Source organism: Streptococcus suis (assembly GCF_019794555.1).
Lineage (GTDB): Bacteria > Bacillota > Bacilli > Lactobacillales > Streptococcaceae > Streptococcus > Streptococcus suis_AB.
Genome location: NZ_JAIMEP010000002.1, coordinates 57,134 through 75,125, shown reverse-complemented (window position 1 = coordinate 75,125; position 17,992 = coordinate 57,134). Strand labels below are relative to the sequence as shown.

Annotated in this window: 17 protein-coding genes, 1 pseudogene and 1 riboswitch; of the genes and pseudogenes, 12 read left to right on the top strand and 6 right to left on the bottom strand. The window is 41.0% G+C overall.

What is annotated here, in order from left to right; all coding sequences use genetic code 11:
- Positions 1-502 precede the first annotated feature (502 nt).
- The 6 genes and pseudogenes from mobV to K6V48_RS01130 form a co-directional block, all read left to right on the top strand.
- A complete protein-coding gene (gene mobV, locus K6V48_RS01155; RefSeq protein WP_001820668.1) occupies positions 503-1,468 on the top strand; it encodes a MobV family relaxase in 966 nt (321 codons plus the stop codon).
- A gap of 8 nt (positions 1,469-1,476) precedes the next feature.
- Positions 1,477-2,331 carry a ParB/RepB/Spo0J family partition protein gene (locus K6V48_RS01150; protein WP_118045773.1) on the top strand — a complete coding sequence of 285 codons (855 nt, stop codon included), beginning with the start codon at positions 1,477-1,479 and terminating at the stop codon, positions 2,329-2,331.
- Positions 2,332-2,376: 45 nt separating this feature from the next.
- Complete coding sequence (locus K6V48_RS01145; RefSeq protein WP_001206986.1) at positions 2,377-2,607, top strand: YdbC family protein; 231 nt, start codon at positions 2,377-2,379, stop codon at positions 2,605-2,607.
- A complete protein-coding gene (locus K6V48_RS01140; protein ID WP_000253176.1) occupies positions 2,607-2,870 on the top strand; it encodes a hypothetical protein in 264 nt (87 codons plus the stop codon). The genes K6V48_RS01145 and K6V48_RS01140 overlap by 1 nt, the downstream gene beginning before the upstream one ends.
- Before the next feature lie 54 nt (positions 2,871-2,924).
- Positions 2,925-4,781, top strand: coding sequence for a recombinase family protein (locus K6V48_RS01135; RefSeq protein WP_001820670.1), 1,857 nt, complete (start codon positions 2,925-2,927; stop codon positions 4,779-4,781).
- Positions 4,772-5,575: pseudogene (locus tag K6V48_RS01130) on the top strand (ISL3 family transposase); the annotation flags it as partial. The gene K6V48_RS01135 and the pseudogene K6V48_RS01130, both read left to right, overlap by 10 nt.
- 210 nt (positions 5,576-5,785) lie before the next feature.
- Here K6V48_RS01130 and lysS read toward each other — a convergent pair.
- The 6 genes from lysS to K6V48_RS01100 all read right to left on the bottom strand — a co-directional run bounded on the left by lysS (position 5,786) and on the right by K6V48_RS01100 (position 11,001).
- Positions 5,786-7,276 carry a lysine--tRNA ligase gene (gene lysS, locus K6V48_RS01125; RefSeq protein WP_222367359.1) on the bottom strand — a complete coding sequence of 497 codons (1,491 nt, stop codon included), beginning with the start codon at positions 7,274-7,276 and terminating at the stop codon, positions 5,786-5,788.
- Positions 7,277-7,377: 101 nt separating this feature from the next.
- The gene (locus K6V48_RS01120) at positions 7,378-8,004 is read right to left on the bottom strand and encodes a histidine phosphatase family protein (protein ID WP_222367358.1); all 627 of its coding nucleotides are present in this window, start codon (positions 8,002-8,004) and stop codon (positions 7,378-7,380) included.
- Positions 8,001-8,486, bottom strand: a complete 486-nt coding sequence (locus K6V48_RS01115) for an aminoacyl-tRNA deacylase (protein ID WP_105127490.1) — start codon at positions 8,484-8,486, stop codon at positions 8,001-8,003. The genes K6V48_RS01120 and K6V48_RS01115 overlap by 4 nt, the downstream gene beginning before the upstream one ends.
- Complete coding sequence (locus K6V48_RS01110; RefSeq protein WP_172089422.1) at positions 8,486-9,328, bottom strand: DUF368 domain-containing protein; 843 nt, start codon at positions 9,326-9,328, stop codon at positions 8,486-8,488. Before K6V48_RS01110 ends, K6V48_RS01115 begins: the two co-directional genes overlap by 1 nt.
- Positions 9,329-9,429: 101 nt before the next feature.
- Positions 9,430-9,978: an energy-coupled thiamine transporter ThiT gene (thiT, locus tag K6V48_RS01105; RefSeq protein ID WP_172016091.1), complete on the bottom strand. Its 549-nt coding sequence runs from the start codon at positions 9,976-9,978 to the stop codon at positions 9,430-9,432.
- Between the two features lie 58 nt (positions 9,979-10,036).
- Positions 10,037-10,132: riboswitch (TPP riboswitch) on the bottom strand.
- 23 nt (positions 10,133-10,155) lie between these two features.
- Positions 10,156-11,001 (bottom strand): glycoside hydrolase family 25 protein, encoded by an 846-nt coding sequence (locus tag K6V48_RS01100; RefSeq protein WP_222367355.1) that lies wholly within the window; start codon positions 10,999-11,001, stop codon positions 10,156-10,158.
- 138 nt (positions 11,002-11,139) lie between these two features.
- Here K6V48_RS01100 and K6V48_RS01095 point away from each other — a divergent pair, with 138 nt between their 5' ends.
- From K6V48_RS01095 to K6V48_RS01070, 6 genes are all read left to right on the top strand, one after another.
- Complete coding sequence (locus K6V48_RS01095) at positions 11,140-11,631, top strand: hypothetical protein (protein ID WP_238596943.1); 492 nt, start codon at positions 11,140-11,142, stop codon at positions 11,629-11,631.
- Complete coding sequence (locus K6V48_RS01090) at positions 11,628-11,993, top strand: DUF4430 domain-containing protein (protein ID WP_105127486.1); 366 nt, start codon at positions 11,628-11,630, stop codon at positions 11,991-11,993. The genes K6V48_RS01095 and K6V48_RS01090 overlap by 4 nt, the downstream gene beginning before the upstream one ends.
- A 138-nt stretch (positions 11,994-12,131) precedes the next feature.
- Positions 12,132-13,346, top strand: coding sequence for a cell division peptidoglycan polymerase FtsW (gene ftsW / locus K6V48_RS01085; RefSeq protein ID WP_105127485.1), 1,215 nt, complete (start codon positions 12,132-12,134; stop codon positions 13,344-13,346).
- 25 nt (positions 13,347-13,371) lie between these two features.
- Positions 13,372-16,068: a phosphoenolpyruvate carboxylase gene (gene ppc, locus K6V48_RS01080; protein WP_222367354.1), complete on the top strand. Its 2,697-nt coding sequence runs from the start codon at positions 13,372-13,374 to the stop codon at positions 16,066-16,068.
- A gap of 122 nt (positions 16,069-16,190) precedes the next feature.
- Positions 16,191-16,694: an RNA polymerase sigma factor gene (locus tag K6V48_RS01075; RefSeq protein WP_172016095.1), complete on the top strand. Its 504-nt coding sequence runs from the start codon at positions 16,191-16,193 to the stop codon at positions 16,692-16,694.
- Entirely contained in the window at positions 16,675-17,646 is a 972-nt protein-coding gene (locus K6V48_RS01070; protein WP_261311012.1) for an anti sigma factor C-terminal domain-containing protein, read from the top strand. The genes K6V48_RS01075 and K6V48_RS01070 overlap by 20 nt, the downstream gene beginning before the upstream one ends.
- Positions 17,647-17,992 lie beyond the last annotated feature (346 nt).

The following is a 17,992-nucleotide window of genomic DNA, read 5'->3' as shown; positions in this document are numbered from 1 at the left end:
GCGGCTCTGCCCTGCGGGTGACAGCAGTGACGGTGGTGACAGTGATTTTAGGATACCCTGCCGCTGTCATCCCTACGGGAGAACACCCCGTAAACGCAAAATGCAGGCGTGAGATTTACTCGCCCTTTTCGGTCGTGTAAAACCACCCCTGCGGTCAGAAAAATCATTCCGATTTTTCCGACTGCGTTTACAGGGTGTAACACACTACACTTTGCCCTGCAAAGTCGTGTGCCAGACGTTCCCTCTGGACTCCCTTAAGGCAGGGCTGTGCCCTGCTATCCTACGCCTTACGGCTTCGGATAAAAGAATGGCGGCATGACGGTGACGGCTCTTGCGAGGGGGGTATCCCAAAAACACCGTCATCATCGACATGACCGTCATGCAGGGGGTGAGGGTGACAGTTGCGGCAGTCGGCAGGGGGTATCCCAAAACTGCTGTCACCACCGTCACCGCTGTCACCCCAAAGGACGGTCACCCGCCGAAAGAAAGGAGGAATCCGCCTATGCCTTATGCAATCCTGCGTTTCCAGAAACGAAAAGCGGGCGGCGTTGCGGCTTGTGAACGCCACAACGAGCGGAAGAAAGAAGCCTACAAAAGCAACCCAGATATAGATATGGAACGCTCTAAAAACAATTACCATCTCATAGCACCACCAAAGTACACCTACAAGAAAGAGATTAACCGCATGGTAGCCGAAGCGGGGTGCAGGACAAGGAAAGACAGCGTGATGATGGTGGAAACGCTCATCACAGCTTCACCAGAATTTATGAACCAGTTACCGCCCGAAGAACAAAAAGCGTATTTCCAGACGGCTCTTGACTTCATTTCGGAGCGTGTTGGAAAGCAGAATATCCTCTCCGCTGTCGTCCATATGGACGAGAGAACGCCCCATATGCACCTCTGCTTTGTGCCGATTACGCCAGACAATAAGCTGTCAGCGAAAGCTATCTTAGGCAACCAGAAATCATTATCCGAGTGGCAGACCGCCTACCATGAGCGGATGTCCTCACGGTGGAATCAGCTTGAACGGGGGCAGTCCTCAATGGAAACCAAGCGGAAACACGTCCCCACATGGCTCTATAAATTAGGCGGCAGGCTTGATAAACAGTATGAAGAAATCGTGTCTGCCCTATCCGACATCAACGCCTTTAACGCAGGGAAGAAAAGGGATAAAGCGTTAGATTTACTCTCTGCATGGCTGCCAGACGTGGAGAAATTCTCTAAGGAAATCGGGAAACAGCAGGCGTATATCGACAGTTTGAAAGAGAGAATTGGGCAGGAATCAGACTATGCGGGGCGTATGCGTGATGAAAAGTACGAGCAGGAACTAAAGGTGCAGAAAGCGAATCAGAAGATATTTGAATTGCAGAGAACCAACGAGCAGATGGGGCGGCTGCTGTCAAAAATACCGCCCGAAGTGTTGGAAGAATTGCAGAAAAATCATAGAAGCAGAGCGAAAGAAAGGTAGATATGTGAATGAAGAAACAGGATTTTAAGGTGTTAAAGACCAAAGACTTGTACCCGTTCCCCGACAATCCGTTTCATGTGGCAGAAGATGAAACACTGTCAGAGTTAGCGGAAAGCATCAAGGAATTTGGCATTGTCACGCCGATAATCACACGCCCGAAAGAGGACGGGGACGGTTATGAAGTGATTGCAGGACAGCGGCGTGTCCGTGCTTCTGAACTTGCAGGGATAAATACCGTGCCTGCGTTTGTCCTGCCCTTAGACCGTGACCGAGCCATCATCACCCTTGTAGACAGCAATTTGCAGCGTGAGAATATCCTGCCATCGGAGCGGGCGTTTGCTTACAAGATGAAATCCGAAGCCATGAAGCGGCAGGGTTTCCGCACAGACTTAACCTCGTCACAAGTTGTGACGAAGTTGCGGACGGACGACAAGGTGGCACAGGGCTTCGGCGTGGGCAGGATGACCGTGCAGCGTTTTATCCGCCTGACGGAACTGATACCGCCGATTTTGCAGATGGTGGACGAGGGGAAAATCGCCCTCACGCCTGCGGTGGAACTGTCCTTCTTGAAGAAAGACGAGCAGGAAAACCTCTTTGCCACGATGGAGAGCGAAGAAGCAACGCCCTCACTCTCACAGGCACAGCAGATGAAACAGTTAAGCCAGAGCGGGCGGCTTGACATGGATACGATATTTGCGATTATGACGGAGGAAAAGGGCAACCAGAAAGAAACCTTGAAAATCAACACAAGCAAGCTGAAAAAATACTTTCCGAAGAACACAACGCCGAAGCAGATGGAGGAAACCATCATCAAACTTTTGGAGCGTGAGTTGCAGAGGAAACGCAACCGTGACAGCCGCTAATCTTCTTTTTTCGGGAAGTAAATACAGAGAGTTGAGGTATGGAGAATGAGAGAAATCCAGTATGAAATCGTAAAGGAAATCGCAGTATTGTCTACGGGCGACAGTGGCTACACAAAGGAAATCAATCTCATTTCATGGAATGGGAAAGAGCCGAAGTATGACATCCGCAGCTTTTCCCCGAACCGTGAAAAGTGCGGCAAGGGAATCACGCTGAACGCTGATGAAGCGGCGGCACTCCTTAAAGCATTACAGAAAGAATTAAACAGCGAGGATTAATGGTATCTGATTGGCAGGGCGGGGACATTTCCAAACTCTTCCCTGCCCTGTCTGGAAAGGAAGATTTAAGTATGGGCGAGGATAAGAAAGCAGATAAAAAGAGAAAGCGTATCGTGCCAAAAGCACCAGTGCAGATGATAATCAGCCGTGAATATGTCGGCACACAGACCGTTACAGAAGCGTTTGTCCCGATTATCTCCGAGGATATTCGGAAGAAGATTGCCGAGGGCGACACCTTCGACAATGAGGGGCTGTCCGCTTAGAATGTACGCAATGGGACATGAAAACAGATAGGACAGATACGGAGGTTTTACAGTATGGCAGGAATCAAAGAAGAAAAGAAAATCTATTTAGTCGGCATTTATTGCCGCTTATCTAAAGACGATGGTACGGATAACGAGAGTGCGAGCATTGCGACACAGAAATCCATCCTCACGGATTATGTGAAAAAGCAGGGATGGCACATAGCAAAAACGTATGTGGACGATGGTTATTCTGGTACAAATTTCCAAAGACCAAGTTTCCAGAATATGATAAAAGACATTGAAAGCGGTCTGATAAACTGCGTGATTACGAAAGATTTATCCCGTCTGGGGAGAAACTATCTTGATTGTGGGTTATATCTGGAAGTTTTCTTCCCAGAGCATAACGTGAGGTATATAGCGGTCAATGACGGCGTAGATACCTTGAATAAATCTGCTATGGACATCACGCCTTTCCGCAACATTTTAAACGAAATGTATGCCGCTGACATATCTGTTAAGATAAAATCGGCATATCGGGCGAGGTTTCAACAGGGGAAATTCATGGGAACTACCGCCCCTTATGGCTATATCAAAGACCCTGCCGACCACAACCATCTGCTGATAGATGATAAAGTGGCACATGTTGTAAAAGAGATATTCGACCTTGCATTAAAAGGGAATGGAGTTGCCAAAATTTGCAGACATCTTAATAAACAGCATATCCTACGCCCTGCCGCTTATGCGGCGGAGCGTGGCGAAACAGGCTTTGAACGTCATTTTGAGGGGAACGAGGACAAACGCTATATTTGGAGTGGGAACAGCGTGAGGAGCATTTTAAGAAGCCCGATATATGCGGGAAATCTTGTAGGCTACAAACGGATTGCCGCCAATATGAAAAGCAAGAAACGCCCCTCTAAGCTGCCCGAAGAATGGGAAGTGATACCCAATACCCATGAGGGAATAGTCACGCAGGAGGAATTTGATATTGTCCAACAGCTTATTACAAGTCGTAGGCTTCCACAGAACAAGGGAGGATTTGTAAATATTTTTGCAGGCGTTATCAAGTGTGTGGACTGCGGATGTGCTCTGCGGGCAATGAACGTACACAGGAGGAAACGCCCAGAGATTATCGACTGTGTACAGTATTCATGTAATAATTATGCAAGAAACGGAAGAAGCGAGTGTAGTGCCCACAATATAGAAGCAAGGGATTTATTCAATGCCGTTCTTGCCGACATCAACTGTTTTGCGGATATGGCAGTGAATGATGAAAAGGCGGTCAGGGCCATAGAAAAGCGGCTCACGGAAACAGACCAGAGCAGGGCGAAAGCATTAGAGAAAGAACGTAAGAAGCTGAACAAACGCCTTGCGGAACTGGACAGGCTGTTTTCCTCTCTCTACGAGGATAAGGTCATGGAGCGTATTACCGAGCGGAATTTTGAGATGATGTCGGGGAAATACCAGAAAGAGCAGCTTGAAATTGAAGCAAGGCTGAAAGAGGTGACGGAAACTCTTAATGAAAGCTACGAGAAATCACGGGGAATCCGTGACTTCCTCGCCCTTATCCGAAATTATCAAGGCTTAAAAGAACTGGATGCAACAGTTATAAACGCACTCATAGACAAGATACTTGTTTCGGAGCGTGAGAAGATGGCAGACGGAACAGTGAAGCAGGAAATCAAGATTTACTATAAATTCATCGGCTTTGTCGATGAATTACATATCATACCTACAAAACGGTGGGCAGCAATGCCCGCTAAAAATTGTACGGTGTGCGGCGTTGAATATGTCCCGGGCTCTGGTGCATCAAGGTATTGTCCTGCTTGTGCCAAGAAGATACGGAGGGAGAAATCAAACGAGAGCAAACGCAGGAGCAGAGAACAGAAAAGGATAGCATGTATGAACTGTCCGCAAAAAATGACCGACTGAGTTGGGACGAGTATGCCTTCAAGAAGGGGAAAATGAGCTTCATCGCTCAAGATTTCGACTCCCTAAACGTCATCGCCATTCTCGACGGAAGAACTCAAGCAACCATCCGAAACCACTTTCTACGCTATCCTAGAAAGGTTAGAAATCAGGTCAAAGTGATTACCATGGATATGTTTAGTCCCTATTATCAACTTGCTAAACAGCTTTTTCCGAATGCAAAAATCGTACTCGACCGCTTTCATATTGTGCAACACCTTAGCCGTGCTATGAACCGTGTCCGTATTCAAATCATGAATCAATTCGACAGAAAATCGCAGGAATACCGTGCTTTGAAACGCTACTGGAAATTGATACAACAAGATAGCCGTAAAATCAATGATAAACGATTTTATCGCCCTATGTTTCGAATGCATTTGACTAACAAGGAAATACTGGAAAAACTCTTGTCTTTCTCCGAGGAACTACGACAGCACTATGAACTCTATCAATTGCTCTTATTCCATTTCCAAGAGAAGAACTCAGACCATTTCTTTGACCTCGTCGAACAGGAAATAGCCACTGTTAATCCTATTTTCCAGACGGTATTTAAGACATTGCTAAAGGATAAAGACAAGGTTTTGAATGCCCTAGAATTACCTTATTCCAACGCCAAACTGGAAGCTACTAATAATCTCATCAAAGTCATTAAGAGAAATGCCTTTGGTTTCAGGAACTTTGAGAACTTTAAAAAACGCATTTTGATTGCTTTGAACATAAAGAAAGAGAGAACGAAGTTCGTCCTCTCTAGGTGTTAGCTTTTCATCTACCCACTACAGTTGACAAAGAGCCGCAAAAACACTCTCGGAATTGCCAAGAGTGTTTTACTTAACTGTGTTAAACAGTTTGTAATTTTTATTTCATGGTCGAGAGTGAAAAGGTCTAGTAGACCTTTTCAGCCAATCGCTAAGAAACTGGAGAGCGATTGGTACATTCTAGTGAAAACAATACTAGCTATCTACTCTTGCTTACTTCATTGTAGGGAACAACAACACATCTCGAATAGTAGTAGTATCTGTCAAGAGCATGCAGAGGCGGTCGATGCCGATTCCGAGTCCACCTGTTGGTGGCATACCGTACTCTAGGGCTTCGATGTAGTCGTAGTCAACGCCTGTCGCTTCGTCATCACCGAGTTCCTTAGCCTTAGCTTGGGTTTCAAAGCGTTCCAATTGGTCAATTGGGTCGTTCAATTCGGTAAAGGCGTTTCCGTATTCTTTGGTCATGATGAAGAGCTCGAAGCGATCCGTAAAGCGTGGATCTTCATCGTTTTTCTTAGCCAATGGGGAAACAGCTACTGGATGGCCGTAGACAAAGGTTGGTTGGATTAATGTTTCTTCTACGAATTCTTCAAAGAAGCTGTTGATAATTTGTCCTACCTCTGTGTGGTGTTTTTCTACAGGAACCATGTGTTCATTTGCCAAGGCGATAGCTTCTTCTAAGCTCATTTCCTGCCAGAAGTCCACACCAGTTTGTTCCTTAATAGCATCAACCATGTGGATACGCTTGAATGGCTCGTGGATAGCAATTTCAGTTCCTTGATAGGTTACAGGGCCGTCACCGACAACTGCCTTTGCAGTATGTTGGATAATGCCCTCGGTCAAGTCCATAATGTCTTGGTAGTCAGCGTAGGCTTGGTAAACTTCGATAGAAGTGAATTCAGGGTTGTGGGTAGCATCCATTCCCTCATTACGGAAGATACGGCCAATTTCATAAACACGTTCCATACCACCGACAATCAAGCGCTTGAGGTGAAGTTCCGTTGCGATACGAAGTACCATATCAATGTTTTGGGCATTGTGGTGGGTGATGAATGGACGAGCAGCGGCACCACCAGCTTCATTATGAAGGACAGGTGTTTCAACTTCCAAGAAACCAAGTCCATCAAGGTAACGACGGATTTCTGAAATGATTTTTGAACGTGTTACAAAGCGTTCAAAACTTTCGCGATTGGTAATTAAGTCTAAATACCGTTTTCGATAGCGAGTTTCAACGTCAGTCAAACCATGGAATTTTTCTGGCAACGGGCGGAGCGCTTTAGACAAGTGAGTTAATTTACGAGCATGAATGGTCAATTCACCAACATTGGTCTTCATGACATCACCTTCGACACCAACAAAGTCCCCAAGGTCTGCTTTTTTGAAGATTTCATAGTTTTCTTCGCCAACGTCATCCTTACGAACGTAAATTTGAATTTGTCCTTCGCGGTCTTGGATATGAGCAAAACCTGCTTTACCCTTACCGCGTTTGGTCATAATACGACCTGCAATGGTTGCCGTTTGAGCCAATTCTTCCAACTCCTCTTTTTCTTTATCTTCATATTGTGCTTTCAATTCAGCAGAGTTAGTAGAACGATCAAAACGTTTACCGAATGGGTCAATACCCTGTTCAGCCAATGCCGTCATTTTTTCACGACGTACAATCTGTTGGTCATTTAGTTCTTCAAAATGTTCAGTTGACATAAAAAATTCATTCCTCCAAAGTCTGTTCCTTCTATTTTATCATAGAAGAGGTAAAAAATCAGCATAAATTACGAGTAGAATGGGAAAAACAGCAGAAAAATCTACTGTTTTTCTTGATAACTAGTGTCATTCCAAGTCAGTTCGGCAAAGTTTTCAAAATCATCTGTCTCTAAAATAGTTACAGATGCATTGTCTAAACCTCCTCGATGGCGTAAGAGCGCTGGTGGATAGCCTAACAGGGTTCGGATTGAAGCTGTTAGAATAGCTCCGTGGCTTACGACAAGTATCGTTTGATCTGTCTCGTGAATAGATTCTTTCAAAGTAGTGATGAAGCGTGAAGTAGCTTGTGAAACAGTCTCCCCTTCGAACATATCTGCTCGGAAGATGGCCACATTCTGTTTAAATGCATGGTACTGCTTGGGATAGATATCGCGGAAAAGTCCAATTTTTGTTCCTTCCAATCGACCGAAATTCCATTCTCGAAAACCTGCTTTTGTTTCTACTGATTTACAGTAATGGTTCAGGTCAGCAATTCGCTCGGCTGTGATATGGGCTCTTTGTAAATCGCTGGAGTAAATCTTGTCAAAAGGAACGGTAGCTAAATATTCCCCAAGTGATTCTAAATCAAGGAAAGATTCCTCCAAGAGTTTGGAATCTCCAGAGTAGCCTTGAAAGCGTCCCTCAAGATTCCACTCGGTTTTACCGTGACGGACAAAATAGATTTTCACTCGTTCTTCCCTTCAATAATATCTGCAAAATTAGCTTTCACGAAATCAGCTAATACCTGACTGTCAATTCGAATCGACCGACCAATTTCACCAGCTGAAACAATCATCTTGCCTTTTTCAAGTGCGGATTGATCGATATAGATTGGAAAATTGTGTTTTTGACGAATGCCCACGGGGTTGTTGGCGCCATGTATGTAGCCTGTTGTTTTTTCCAAATCTTTTTGAGGGATCATACTGACTTTTTTATTGCCAGAAATTTTAGCCAGTTTCTTTTCAGATAGGTGCTCAGTGATTGGGACAATTCCAATAACCGGTCCTGTTTTATCTCCAGTCAGTGCCAGGGTTTTATAAATATCGTTTTCTTCAATACCTTGTGGAAGTTGACCTTCAAGAGCATTTAAAACAAGGCTATCATGATCGATCTTAGCCTTGTCTAAAATTTGGTCAACCAAGGTTTTCTTTATTTTGACCTTTTTTGCCATTATTTATATTTTTCCTCTAATTTGCTCATCCAAAGTCCCAACCATACTCCTAGGACAAATAGAACAAGGGCTGCAATCCATGTAACAAAGTTAGCTCCATCATAGGAGATGGATTCTTTGTTGCTAGCCTGTGGAATCAAAATTAAGAGAGTAGATGATGAGACGATTCCAATTATAAAGTGATAAACTCGTGAGTGGTAGACTTTAAGGGCATGATCCATTGCTTTTGAGAAGGCAACCATTGCAAGGACTCCACCAATTGCGATAGGTAGGAAAGTTCCAAATAGATCAAGTGATTTGAAACCGTTGAGCATTGGTGTATAAATTCCTAAAATCAATAGCAAGTTTGAAGGACTGAGTCCAGGAACAAGTACGCCTAATGCAATCAAGGCGCCTGCCAATACAAAACTTGCGAAGGTTGCTGGAAGTGTTCCGACAAGATCACTCAAGTTGTAGAGTAAGAGTCCAGAAATGATGAAGGTACCAATCAACCAAGCCAAATCAATATGATCCCGTTTGCTTTTCTGAGTGGATTCTTTTAGTAAGCTAGGAATCGTACCAACAATTGCACCTGCAAATGCCCATAAAACAGGTACTTGGAAATGTTGTAAGAGGTATTCAACAGGGAAAGAGAAGAGGGCAATTCCCAAGATTCCACCGATCCCTACAGGAACAAAGTAGAGAAAGTTTTCTTTGAAATCTTTTCGAATATTTGCTAAAAAGCCTATTAATCGTTCGTAAATCCCGAGAATCGCAGCTAGTACGCCTCCAGAAACACCTGGTAAGATAAAGCCAAGGGCAATAATCATACCTTTAATTATTCTTGAAATCCAAGAAGTCATTGTGTCCTCCAAATTGTCTAATAATGTTCCCATTATAGCATAAAATTAGTGAAAATCATTTAAAATAATGCCTGATAGAGGAATCTAACAGGCATTATCTATTAACCACGAAAGACATTTGGTCTTGCTTTATAAAGTAGAATCAATAAAATACAAGCAATTGCTGTTGAAGGAAGAATATAGCTGACATTGTAGGTAAAGGAATAGAACCAGACAGGCATACCATCTGGAGTGTAGTCTGCGTAGAAAATAATTCCTGATAAGAAGGTGGCTAACAATCGGATGCTTCCTCCTAGAAAACTAGCCAGAGTAATGATGAGAGTGGTATTTTTAAGGTCTTTTTGTTTGGATAGGGCGGGAGCCACTAAACCTGCTAAACCAATTCCGGCGTAAGAAAGTGCGTAGTCAAGAAAAACTTGAAAAACGTTTAGGAAGTAGCCACCGTAGAAAAGTTGAATAGTTCCTACAATACCACCAGTAAGAACCCCCACCCCTAGTCCGTGGCGCAGAGCAAGCAGTAAGATTGGAAGCATGACTAAAGATACAGATCCACCTTGGGGCATTGTAAAGAGCGGGATTTTGTCAAAGACGAGGGCAATGGCAGAAAAGATAGCAACTTCAGCTAAAATAGATAATTTGGATTTGGACATAAAAAGACTCCTTTGTAGACAGTGAACAAAGGAGTATTTATAGCGAAGTAGAATATCGTTCTATAAATCACACAATTCCTACGCTAGTGTTAACTAGATCAGGTTCGAGGATTTCGCAGTTGCGATCTCAGCCGAAGCACTCCTTTGTGTATATGTAATTAGTGAAATTGTACCATTTTATTCTGGTGTTGTAAATAGTTTCTGATAAACTTCATTAGGATCTTTTAATGTAGTGATGAGATTTAAATCTAAGTGGTGATCAAATCCATTTACAAAACCACGGGATGTATATTGGTGAAGGTCGTAGTCCAAGTCTGTATTTGGTGCAGCATTGTAGTAACCAGAATCATCGCCATAAGTGGGAATCCATACAGCATCAAATTTATCAACATTGATACTGTGATCTTCCATAAAATAGGTGCCGACATAAATACCAATGTTTTTAGCACCGAGAGACTCTAATTCTTGTCTGAAGGCCTCGACACCACCATTCATATCATCCATAGTATATTCCTCAACATCTAACCAATAAAAGGTTGGATTGTATTTATTGGCTGCTTCGTAAAAACTACGAGCTTCTTCTTTCATACTATTGATGCTATTCCCAGTTACATAGGCATAAACAGCAACAGGAATATTTCTTGCTTGGAATTCTTTAATATGGGTATCAAATGCTTTATCTAACCCATTTTTATCAGTCGCTGTATTTTCGTTTTTAGTGTGTGAGCCACTTTGAATTCGAACGATTGCTCCCGAAATATTTTTGCTAAGGGTATCGTAGTCAATTTCAGACGGTCTCTGCCAAGCCGAGACATCAATAATAGGTTTCATCTCAAGAGCGTTGGTAATATAGTAGCTTGAACTAGGATTTGTCTCATTAGTGGTTGTGCTGCTGATTGATTGTGCAACCTTAGCTTCTTCGCTTGTAGCCTTTTTGTTACCATACAAACCGGTTATGAATATGATGGTAAAAAATGACAGGAAAAAACCAATGACAACAATTGGATTTAATTTCTTTCTCATCTCATCAATTTTACCTCAAAACAGATAAAAAATCAAAAAAATAAGTTTGAGGAATAGTAGAATTCATGGGATTTCCTTGACTTATAGACGGGAAAACGATAGGCTAGTATTTAGAACAAAATGAGATAGGTGGAAGAGGTGTACTCGACAAACAAATTAACCCGATTGGTCGTTTTATCAGCGGTAGCAATTGTTTTGAGAATAGTATTTGGAGCATTTCCTAATATTAAACCCATAACAGCGATTTTTTTAGTGAGTCTTTCTTATCTGTCATTATTTGAAGGTTGGATTTTGATGGCCCTTACAATGATTGGTAGTGGTTTATTGTTTGGTTTCGGTGTCATCGTTCTATGGCAGGTTCTAAGTTTTGGTCTCGTTCAGATGATTTGGTGGGTTATGATACGTCCATTTATTCTAAACGAAAGAATACCATTAGGGCTTCAGGGTCTCCTAGCTGGCTTTCTGGTCTATATCTATGGGCTCATCATTAGTTTTCTCACAGCTGCACAGTTTGGTATTCACCCATTTATCTTTTGGATGAATGGACTGACATTCGATACTTTACACATGATATCTACCGTATTATTTTATCCCGTCATCTATCAAATTTTTAGGAGATTTTACAAATGAAAAAAATTAGTATTTTACTCACTCTTTTCTTGACCTTTTTGTTGGGGGCTTGTGCAAATACATCGTCTCAGACATCCGGGTCTACAATTGATATCACATTACAAATTACAAATAATGATCAGGTGAATCGTCAAGAAGTTACGGCAAATGAAGGTGATAGTGTGATGGATATTTTAAAAGCTCACCATGACATCGAAGAAGACAATGGTTTAATCACCAAAATTAATGGTATGAGTCAAGATACTAGTACCAATACCTATTGGATGTATCGGGTCAACGGAAAGTTAGCTGAAAAAGGTGCAAATGACCTACAGGTGTCTGACGGAGATGAGATTGAGTTTTATCTTGAAACGTTTGAATAATTCATAATGGCTTCGGCCATTTTATTATTCAATAGTCTGGTTCCGAATGTTTACTGTTTATCTTATAGAAAGTGATAAGTATTTTTATACAAAGTATGCTATAATAATAAGCATACTCCAGAAAAGGTTGGAATATAAATGAAAATTGATAAGCGGCACTTGCTGAATTATTCCATACTCATTCCCTACTTTATTTTATCGATAATAGGGTTGGTTATGGTCTATTCAACAACTAGTGCCACACAGATTATTAATGGAGGAAATCCATTTAGAATTGTGATTAACCAAGCTGCCTTTTGGGTAGTGAGCCTTATTGCGATTTATACGATTTATCGTATGAAACTTAGTTTTTTACGGAAGAAAGCTGTCATTTATTCCGTTATCTTTATTGAAATAGTCCTTCTTGCTATCTCACGATTGTTTACACCTGTAAATGGGGCTCATGGCTGGATTCCATTACCATTTGTAGGAACCTTACAACCTGCTGAATATTTGAAATTAATCATTATTTGGTATTTAGCGCATGAATTTTCAAAGAAGCAAGCGGATATTCGAACATATGATTATCAGTCACTCATTACAGGAAGCTGGATTCCGAGAGAGTTTACAGATTGGCGTGTTATTAGCCTTCTTCTTCTCGGATTGGTTGCTACTTTGCCAGATTTGGGGAATGCGACCATAATTACCTTGATAATTATAGTCATGATTAGTGTGAGTGGTATCGCATATAGATGGTTTTCTACTGCTTTAATAGGAATTGTTGCTGTTTCAGCAATTGTCCTTGGAACTATAAAGATTCTAGGTGTCGAAACAGTTGAAAAAATCCCACTATTTGGTTATATTGCCCGTCGTTTTGTAGCTTATTTTGATCCATTTGGGAATGCGACCAATTCAGGCTTACAACTAACACATTCCTATTATGCAATGAGTAATGGTGGTTGGCTTGGTCTTGGCTTGGGAAATTCGATTGAAAAAAAAGGCTACTTACCTGAGGCCCATACCGACTTTGCGTTTTCTATTGTCATAGAAGAACTTGGTTTTGTAGGAGCAAGTCTCATTTTGGCTATACTATTCTTTTTGATTGTCAGAATCATTGTTGTTGGTGTTCGTGCACGAAGTCCATTTAATTCGATGATGGCGCTTGGTATAGCAGGGATGCTTTTAATTCAGACATTTATCAACATAGGAGGAATTTCTGGATTGATTCCCGCTACTGGTGTAACTTTCCCATTCTTGTCGCAGGGTGGTTCTAGTCTCTTGATTATTTCCATCGGAATTGGGTTCGTTTTAAATATTGATGCGACAGAAAAACGTCGTTTGATTGAAGAAGAAGTTGAAAGAACCTTAGTCTAATTTATGAAAAATATGAGGTGAAAAGATGTCTATCCAAAAGCTAGAAAATTATAACAATAAAGAAGCTATCCGTGAAGAAGTGACGATTTTGACGACTATCTTACAAGATGTGGCTCGTGAAATGATGTCTGAGGATACATTTGCAGCTATTTGCCAGCTAGAAGAATTATCTGTCAAAGATGATTACTCTAAGTTGATTCAAATTATTGGACAATTGACAAATGATGAGTTGACAGATATTTCAAGGTATTTTGCTGTTCTACCATTATTAATCAATATTTCAGAAGATGTCGATTTAGCTTTTGAAATCAATCACCAAAACAATCTTGGACAAGATTACCTAGGAAAAATTTCGACTACCATTGATATGGTATCTCAACATGAAGATGCTGCGGAGATTTTAGAAAAACTAAATGTTGTTCCTGTATTAACTGCCCATCCGACACAAGTTCAACGCCAGTCTATGTTAGATTTAACTAAACACATTCATGAACTCTTGCGTCGCTACCGCGATGTTAAGATGGGACTATTGAATCGTACAAAATGGGAAGATGAATTGCGATGCTATGTTGAAATTATCATGCAGACAGAAATGACGCGTGAGAAAAAACTAAAGGTAACCAATGAAATTACCAATGTCATGGAGTATTACAATTCCTCATTCATCAAAGCAGTTACAAAACTACAACGAGAATATAAACGTCTGGCCGCTGAAAAAGGAATTCAATTGATGAATCCTCGCCCCATTACAATGGGAATGTGGATTGGTGGTGACCGTGATGGAAATCCATTTGTTACGGCTGAAACCTTGAGACTATCAGCCTTAACACAGTGCGAAGTGATCATGAATTACTATGACCAGCAATTGGAAAAGTTGTATCGTAATTTTTCACTTTCTACAACCATCACTAAGGTTAGTCCTGCTGTGCAATATCTTGCTGATTTGTCTGAGGATGTTTCGGTCTATCGGGAAAATGAACCTTATCGTCGGGCCTTCCACTACATTCAGATGAAACTGGCAAATACAAAAGATTACTTAGTTTACAATAAGGCTTCAGATGTGCGCTACGCAAATGTTGGAGAGTTTAAAGCAGATGTTCTAGCGATTAAACAATCATTAATTGACAACAAGTCTGCTGCATTAATAAAAGGTGACTTGGCTGAGTTATTGGAGGCGATAGAGGCGTTTGGATTCTATTTAGCTACCATTGATATGCGCCAAGATTCTTCTATCCATGAAGCTTGTGTTGCTGAATTACTTGCATCTGCTCGCATCGTTGAAGATTATTCTAGTTTATCTGAAGAGGCAAAATGTCATGTTCTATTAAAACAACTAGAAACAGATCCACGTATTCTCTCGGCAACCTATGTTCCAAAATCCGAGCAATTAGAGAAAGAATTGGCTATTTTCTCTACAGCTAGGGAGTTAAAGGATAAGCTGGGTGAAGAAGTTATCAAACAACATATTATTTCACACTCAGAAAGCGTGTCTGATTTATTGGAATTAGCTGTCTTATTGAAAGAAGTTGGGTTGGTTGATTCAGACAAGGCGCGTGTTCAGATTGTTCCACTTTTTGAAACAATTGAAGACTTAGACAATGCGTCAGATACCATGCGTCAGTACTTGCAATTGGACTTGGCGAAACGCTGGATTGCAGGCAATAAACACTATCAAGAAATTATGTTGGGTTATTCTGATTCAAATAAGGATGGAGGTTACCTTTCTTCTGGTTGGACCTTATACAGGGCTCAAAATGAACTGACGAAAATTGGTCAAGAAAATGGAATCAAGATTACGTTCTTCCATGGACGTGGTGGTACAGTTGGACGTGGTGGTGGTCCATCATATGATGCGATTACTTCTCAACCATTCGGTTCCATTAAAGACCGGATTCGTGTGACTGAACAAGGGGAAGTCATTGGTAATAAGTACGGAAATAAGGATGCAGCTTACTATAACCTAGAAATGTTGGTATCAGCAACCTTGGATCGTATGGTAACACAAATGATTACTGATCCAAATGAGATTGGTAACTATCGTGAAACAATGGATGAAATTATTTCTGAAAGTTACACAATCTATCGTGACCTTGTTTTCAATAATCCGCATTTTTATGATTATTTCTTTGCGGCCAGTCCGATTCGAGAAGTCTCTAGTTTAAATATTGGTTCTCGTCCAGCGGCGCGTAAGACAATTACTGAAATAGGTGGTCTCCGTGCGATTCCTTGGGTATTCTCATGGTCTCAAAACCGTGTAATGTTGCCAGGATGGTATGGTGTTGGTTCTAGTTTCAAACGCTTTGTGGATAAAGACCCAAATAATTTGGCAAAATTACAAAAAATGTATGAAACATGGCCTTTCTTCCGTTCGCTCTTATCGAATGTTGATATGGTACTGTCAAAATCTAATATGAATATTGCTTTTGAATATGCCAAAATGTGTGAAAGCGATGAAGTGCGAAGTATTTTCCACACTATTTTAGATGAATGGCAATTGACCAAGAATATGATTCTATCTATTGAACAAAATGAGGAACTATTGGCAGAGTTGCCTTTCCTTAAAGCCAGTCTTGACTATCGTATGCCATACTTCAATGTGTTGAATTATATTCAGATTGAATTGATTCACCGTCTCCGTCGTGGAGAACTTAGTAAGGAGCAAGAGAGTCTCATCCATATTACGATTAACGGTGTCGCAACAGGACTTCGTAATTCAGGTTAATATTAACTGATTGAAAAACAACTTCTTCGGAGGTTGTTTTTTACTGATCTAAAAATGTATAATAAAATATGGAAGTGTGTAACCATTTCGGATGATATTCGTTATATAAGTGAAAGGAGGAGATGATCATCAAACTAGATGAATATGAAAAAGAAGTTGTTGCCATTGCAGAGGAGATTTCCTTTTATCTGCAAAAATCAGGGGCAACACGTGCGGACAGCCAGGATATTGCCCAAGATGTGCTTGTAAAAATTCTAGAATCAGATATTGTCCTTCCTTTTGAAAAGATGCGAGCTTGGCTGTATCGTTCAGCAGTCCGTGCATATATTGACAAGTACAGACGTGACAAACGCTATCATGAAATTCTTCAGAGAGATTTTTTCAGACAAGAGATGCTTGTTCTATATGATCAAGAAAACTATGAGGAGCTCTATCAAGCAGTGAATGAGTTGCCTAGTCAAGACAAGGTTGTGATTGACCTTTACTATTTTCAAAATATGAGTGTCAAGGAGATTGGGCATATTTTAGGTTACAGTCAGAGTTGGGTAAAAATTCATCTGTTTAGAGCTAGAAAACAAGTGGCGAAATTATTAAAAGAGAGAGGGTATGAAGATGATATCTTTTGAAATAGCAACGAAGAAAAATAAACGAAAACAACTGTGGAAAACAGTTCTCCTCGCTAGTTGCTTAGTATTTACTTTATTGGTAAGTGGAATTTTTGCATTACGAATTTTTTCTGATTATCGTAGTAAGCAAGCAGAGGAATTATTTGATGCAACTTTTCAAGTGGCTTATCCCAATGTAGAACCAAACATGACCTTCGTGAACCAGACAGGTATTGTCTCAGGCTACATTGATTATTCATTATTGAAAAATCTTGCAGGTGTCCCAATTGCATTTGGGCATTTGGAGGTAGAGTATAGTATTTATGGAATCTTTTCAAATTTTGGACAATACTTTCCGCTAACATCTGGTGACTATCAGTATCATCAAGATAGTAATTCCAAAATTCCAGTTTTCTATAATACCGAAAGCCTTGACAATCGTGCAGGAAATGAATTAACATTTGTTAAAGACATGCAGGGCCAATTGGTCGAGATAGCTATTACATTTGATAGGAAATACACTTTTAGGGAAATAAAAGATATGATTCCTAGCAATCTCAAAAAAAATTGGTATTGGATAGGAACAAATAGCAGTCAAACAAGAGTGGAAGACCTACCTTTGGTCAGCGTATTTGGAATGGACTCTGATGATGTAGTTGCAGTAACGCAAGAGGAATATTCAGATATGCAATTTCCATATAAAAGTCCAATTGATGCTATGCAAACTTTGCTGGAATATAATGGTGACTATAGCCTGTCTCCTTCAGCAAGAGGAATCTTAGAGAGCTATGTAGATAAATTCGGAGAAACTGATTTTACTAAGCAAGAAGATATCAATAAACTTGAATTTGCTGGAATTATCCTTACAGGTAAAGCAGAAGATTTCGGACAATTGGAAGGGAAAGAGTGGGTATATGCTTCGAGTATTGGGGCTTCTATTCCCATGCAACCCTATTATCAACTTGACTATTGAGTATTAATTGATAGGAATTTGAATGTATCGGGAGTGGGAAAGAACTCGACTAGTTAAAAAAGAGTTCGTCTTCCCACCCCCGCACAGTTGATTAGGTCAGATTTGGAGTGTAAAACACGAACAAATCTGCCAATCAACCACTGCGCTGAGATGTTGACACGAACTCTGATAAGTGGTGCTGGGCTTTTTGCCCAGCCTCTTCAAGTATGAAATTGCGTACCCTCCAAAAAGATATAGAATCGGTGTCCGTAAGGAAATTGTACGGATGCCTTTTTTCATTTCGTGGGAATTTTTTTGATGTGATAGTTACCACCGGGCAAAGAAAACGTTTGCATAGATGTTAGAA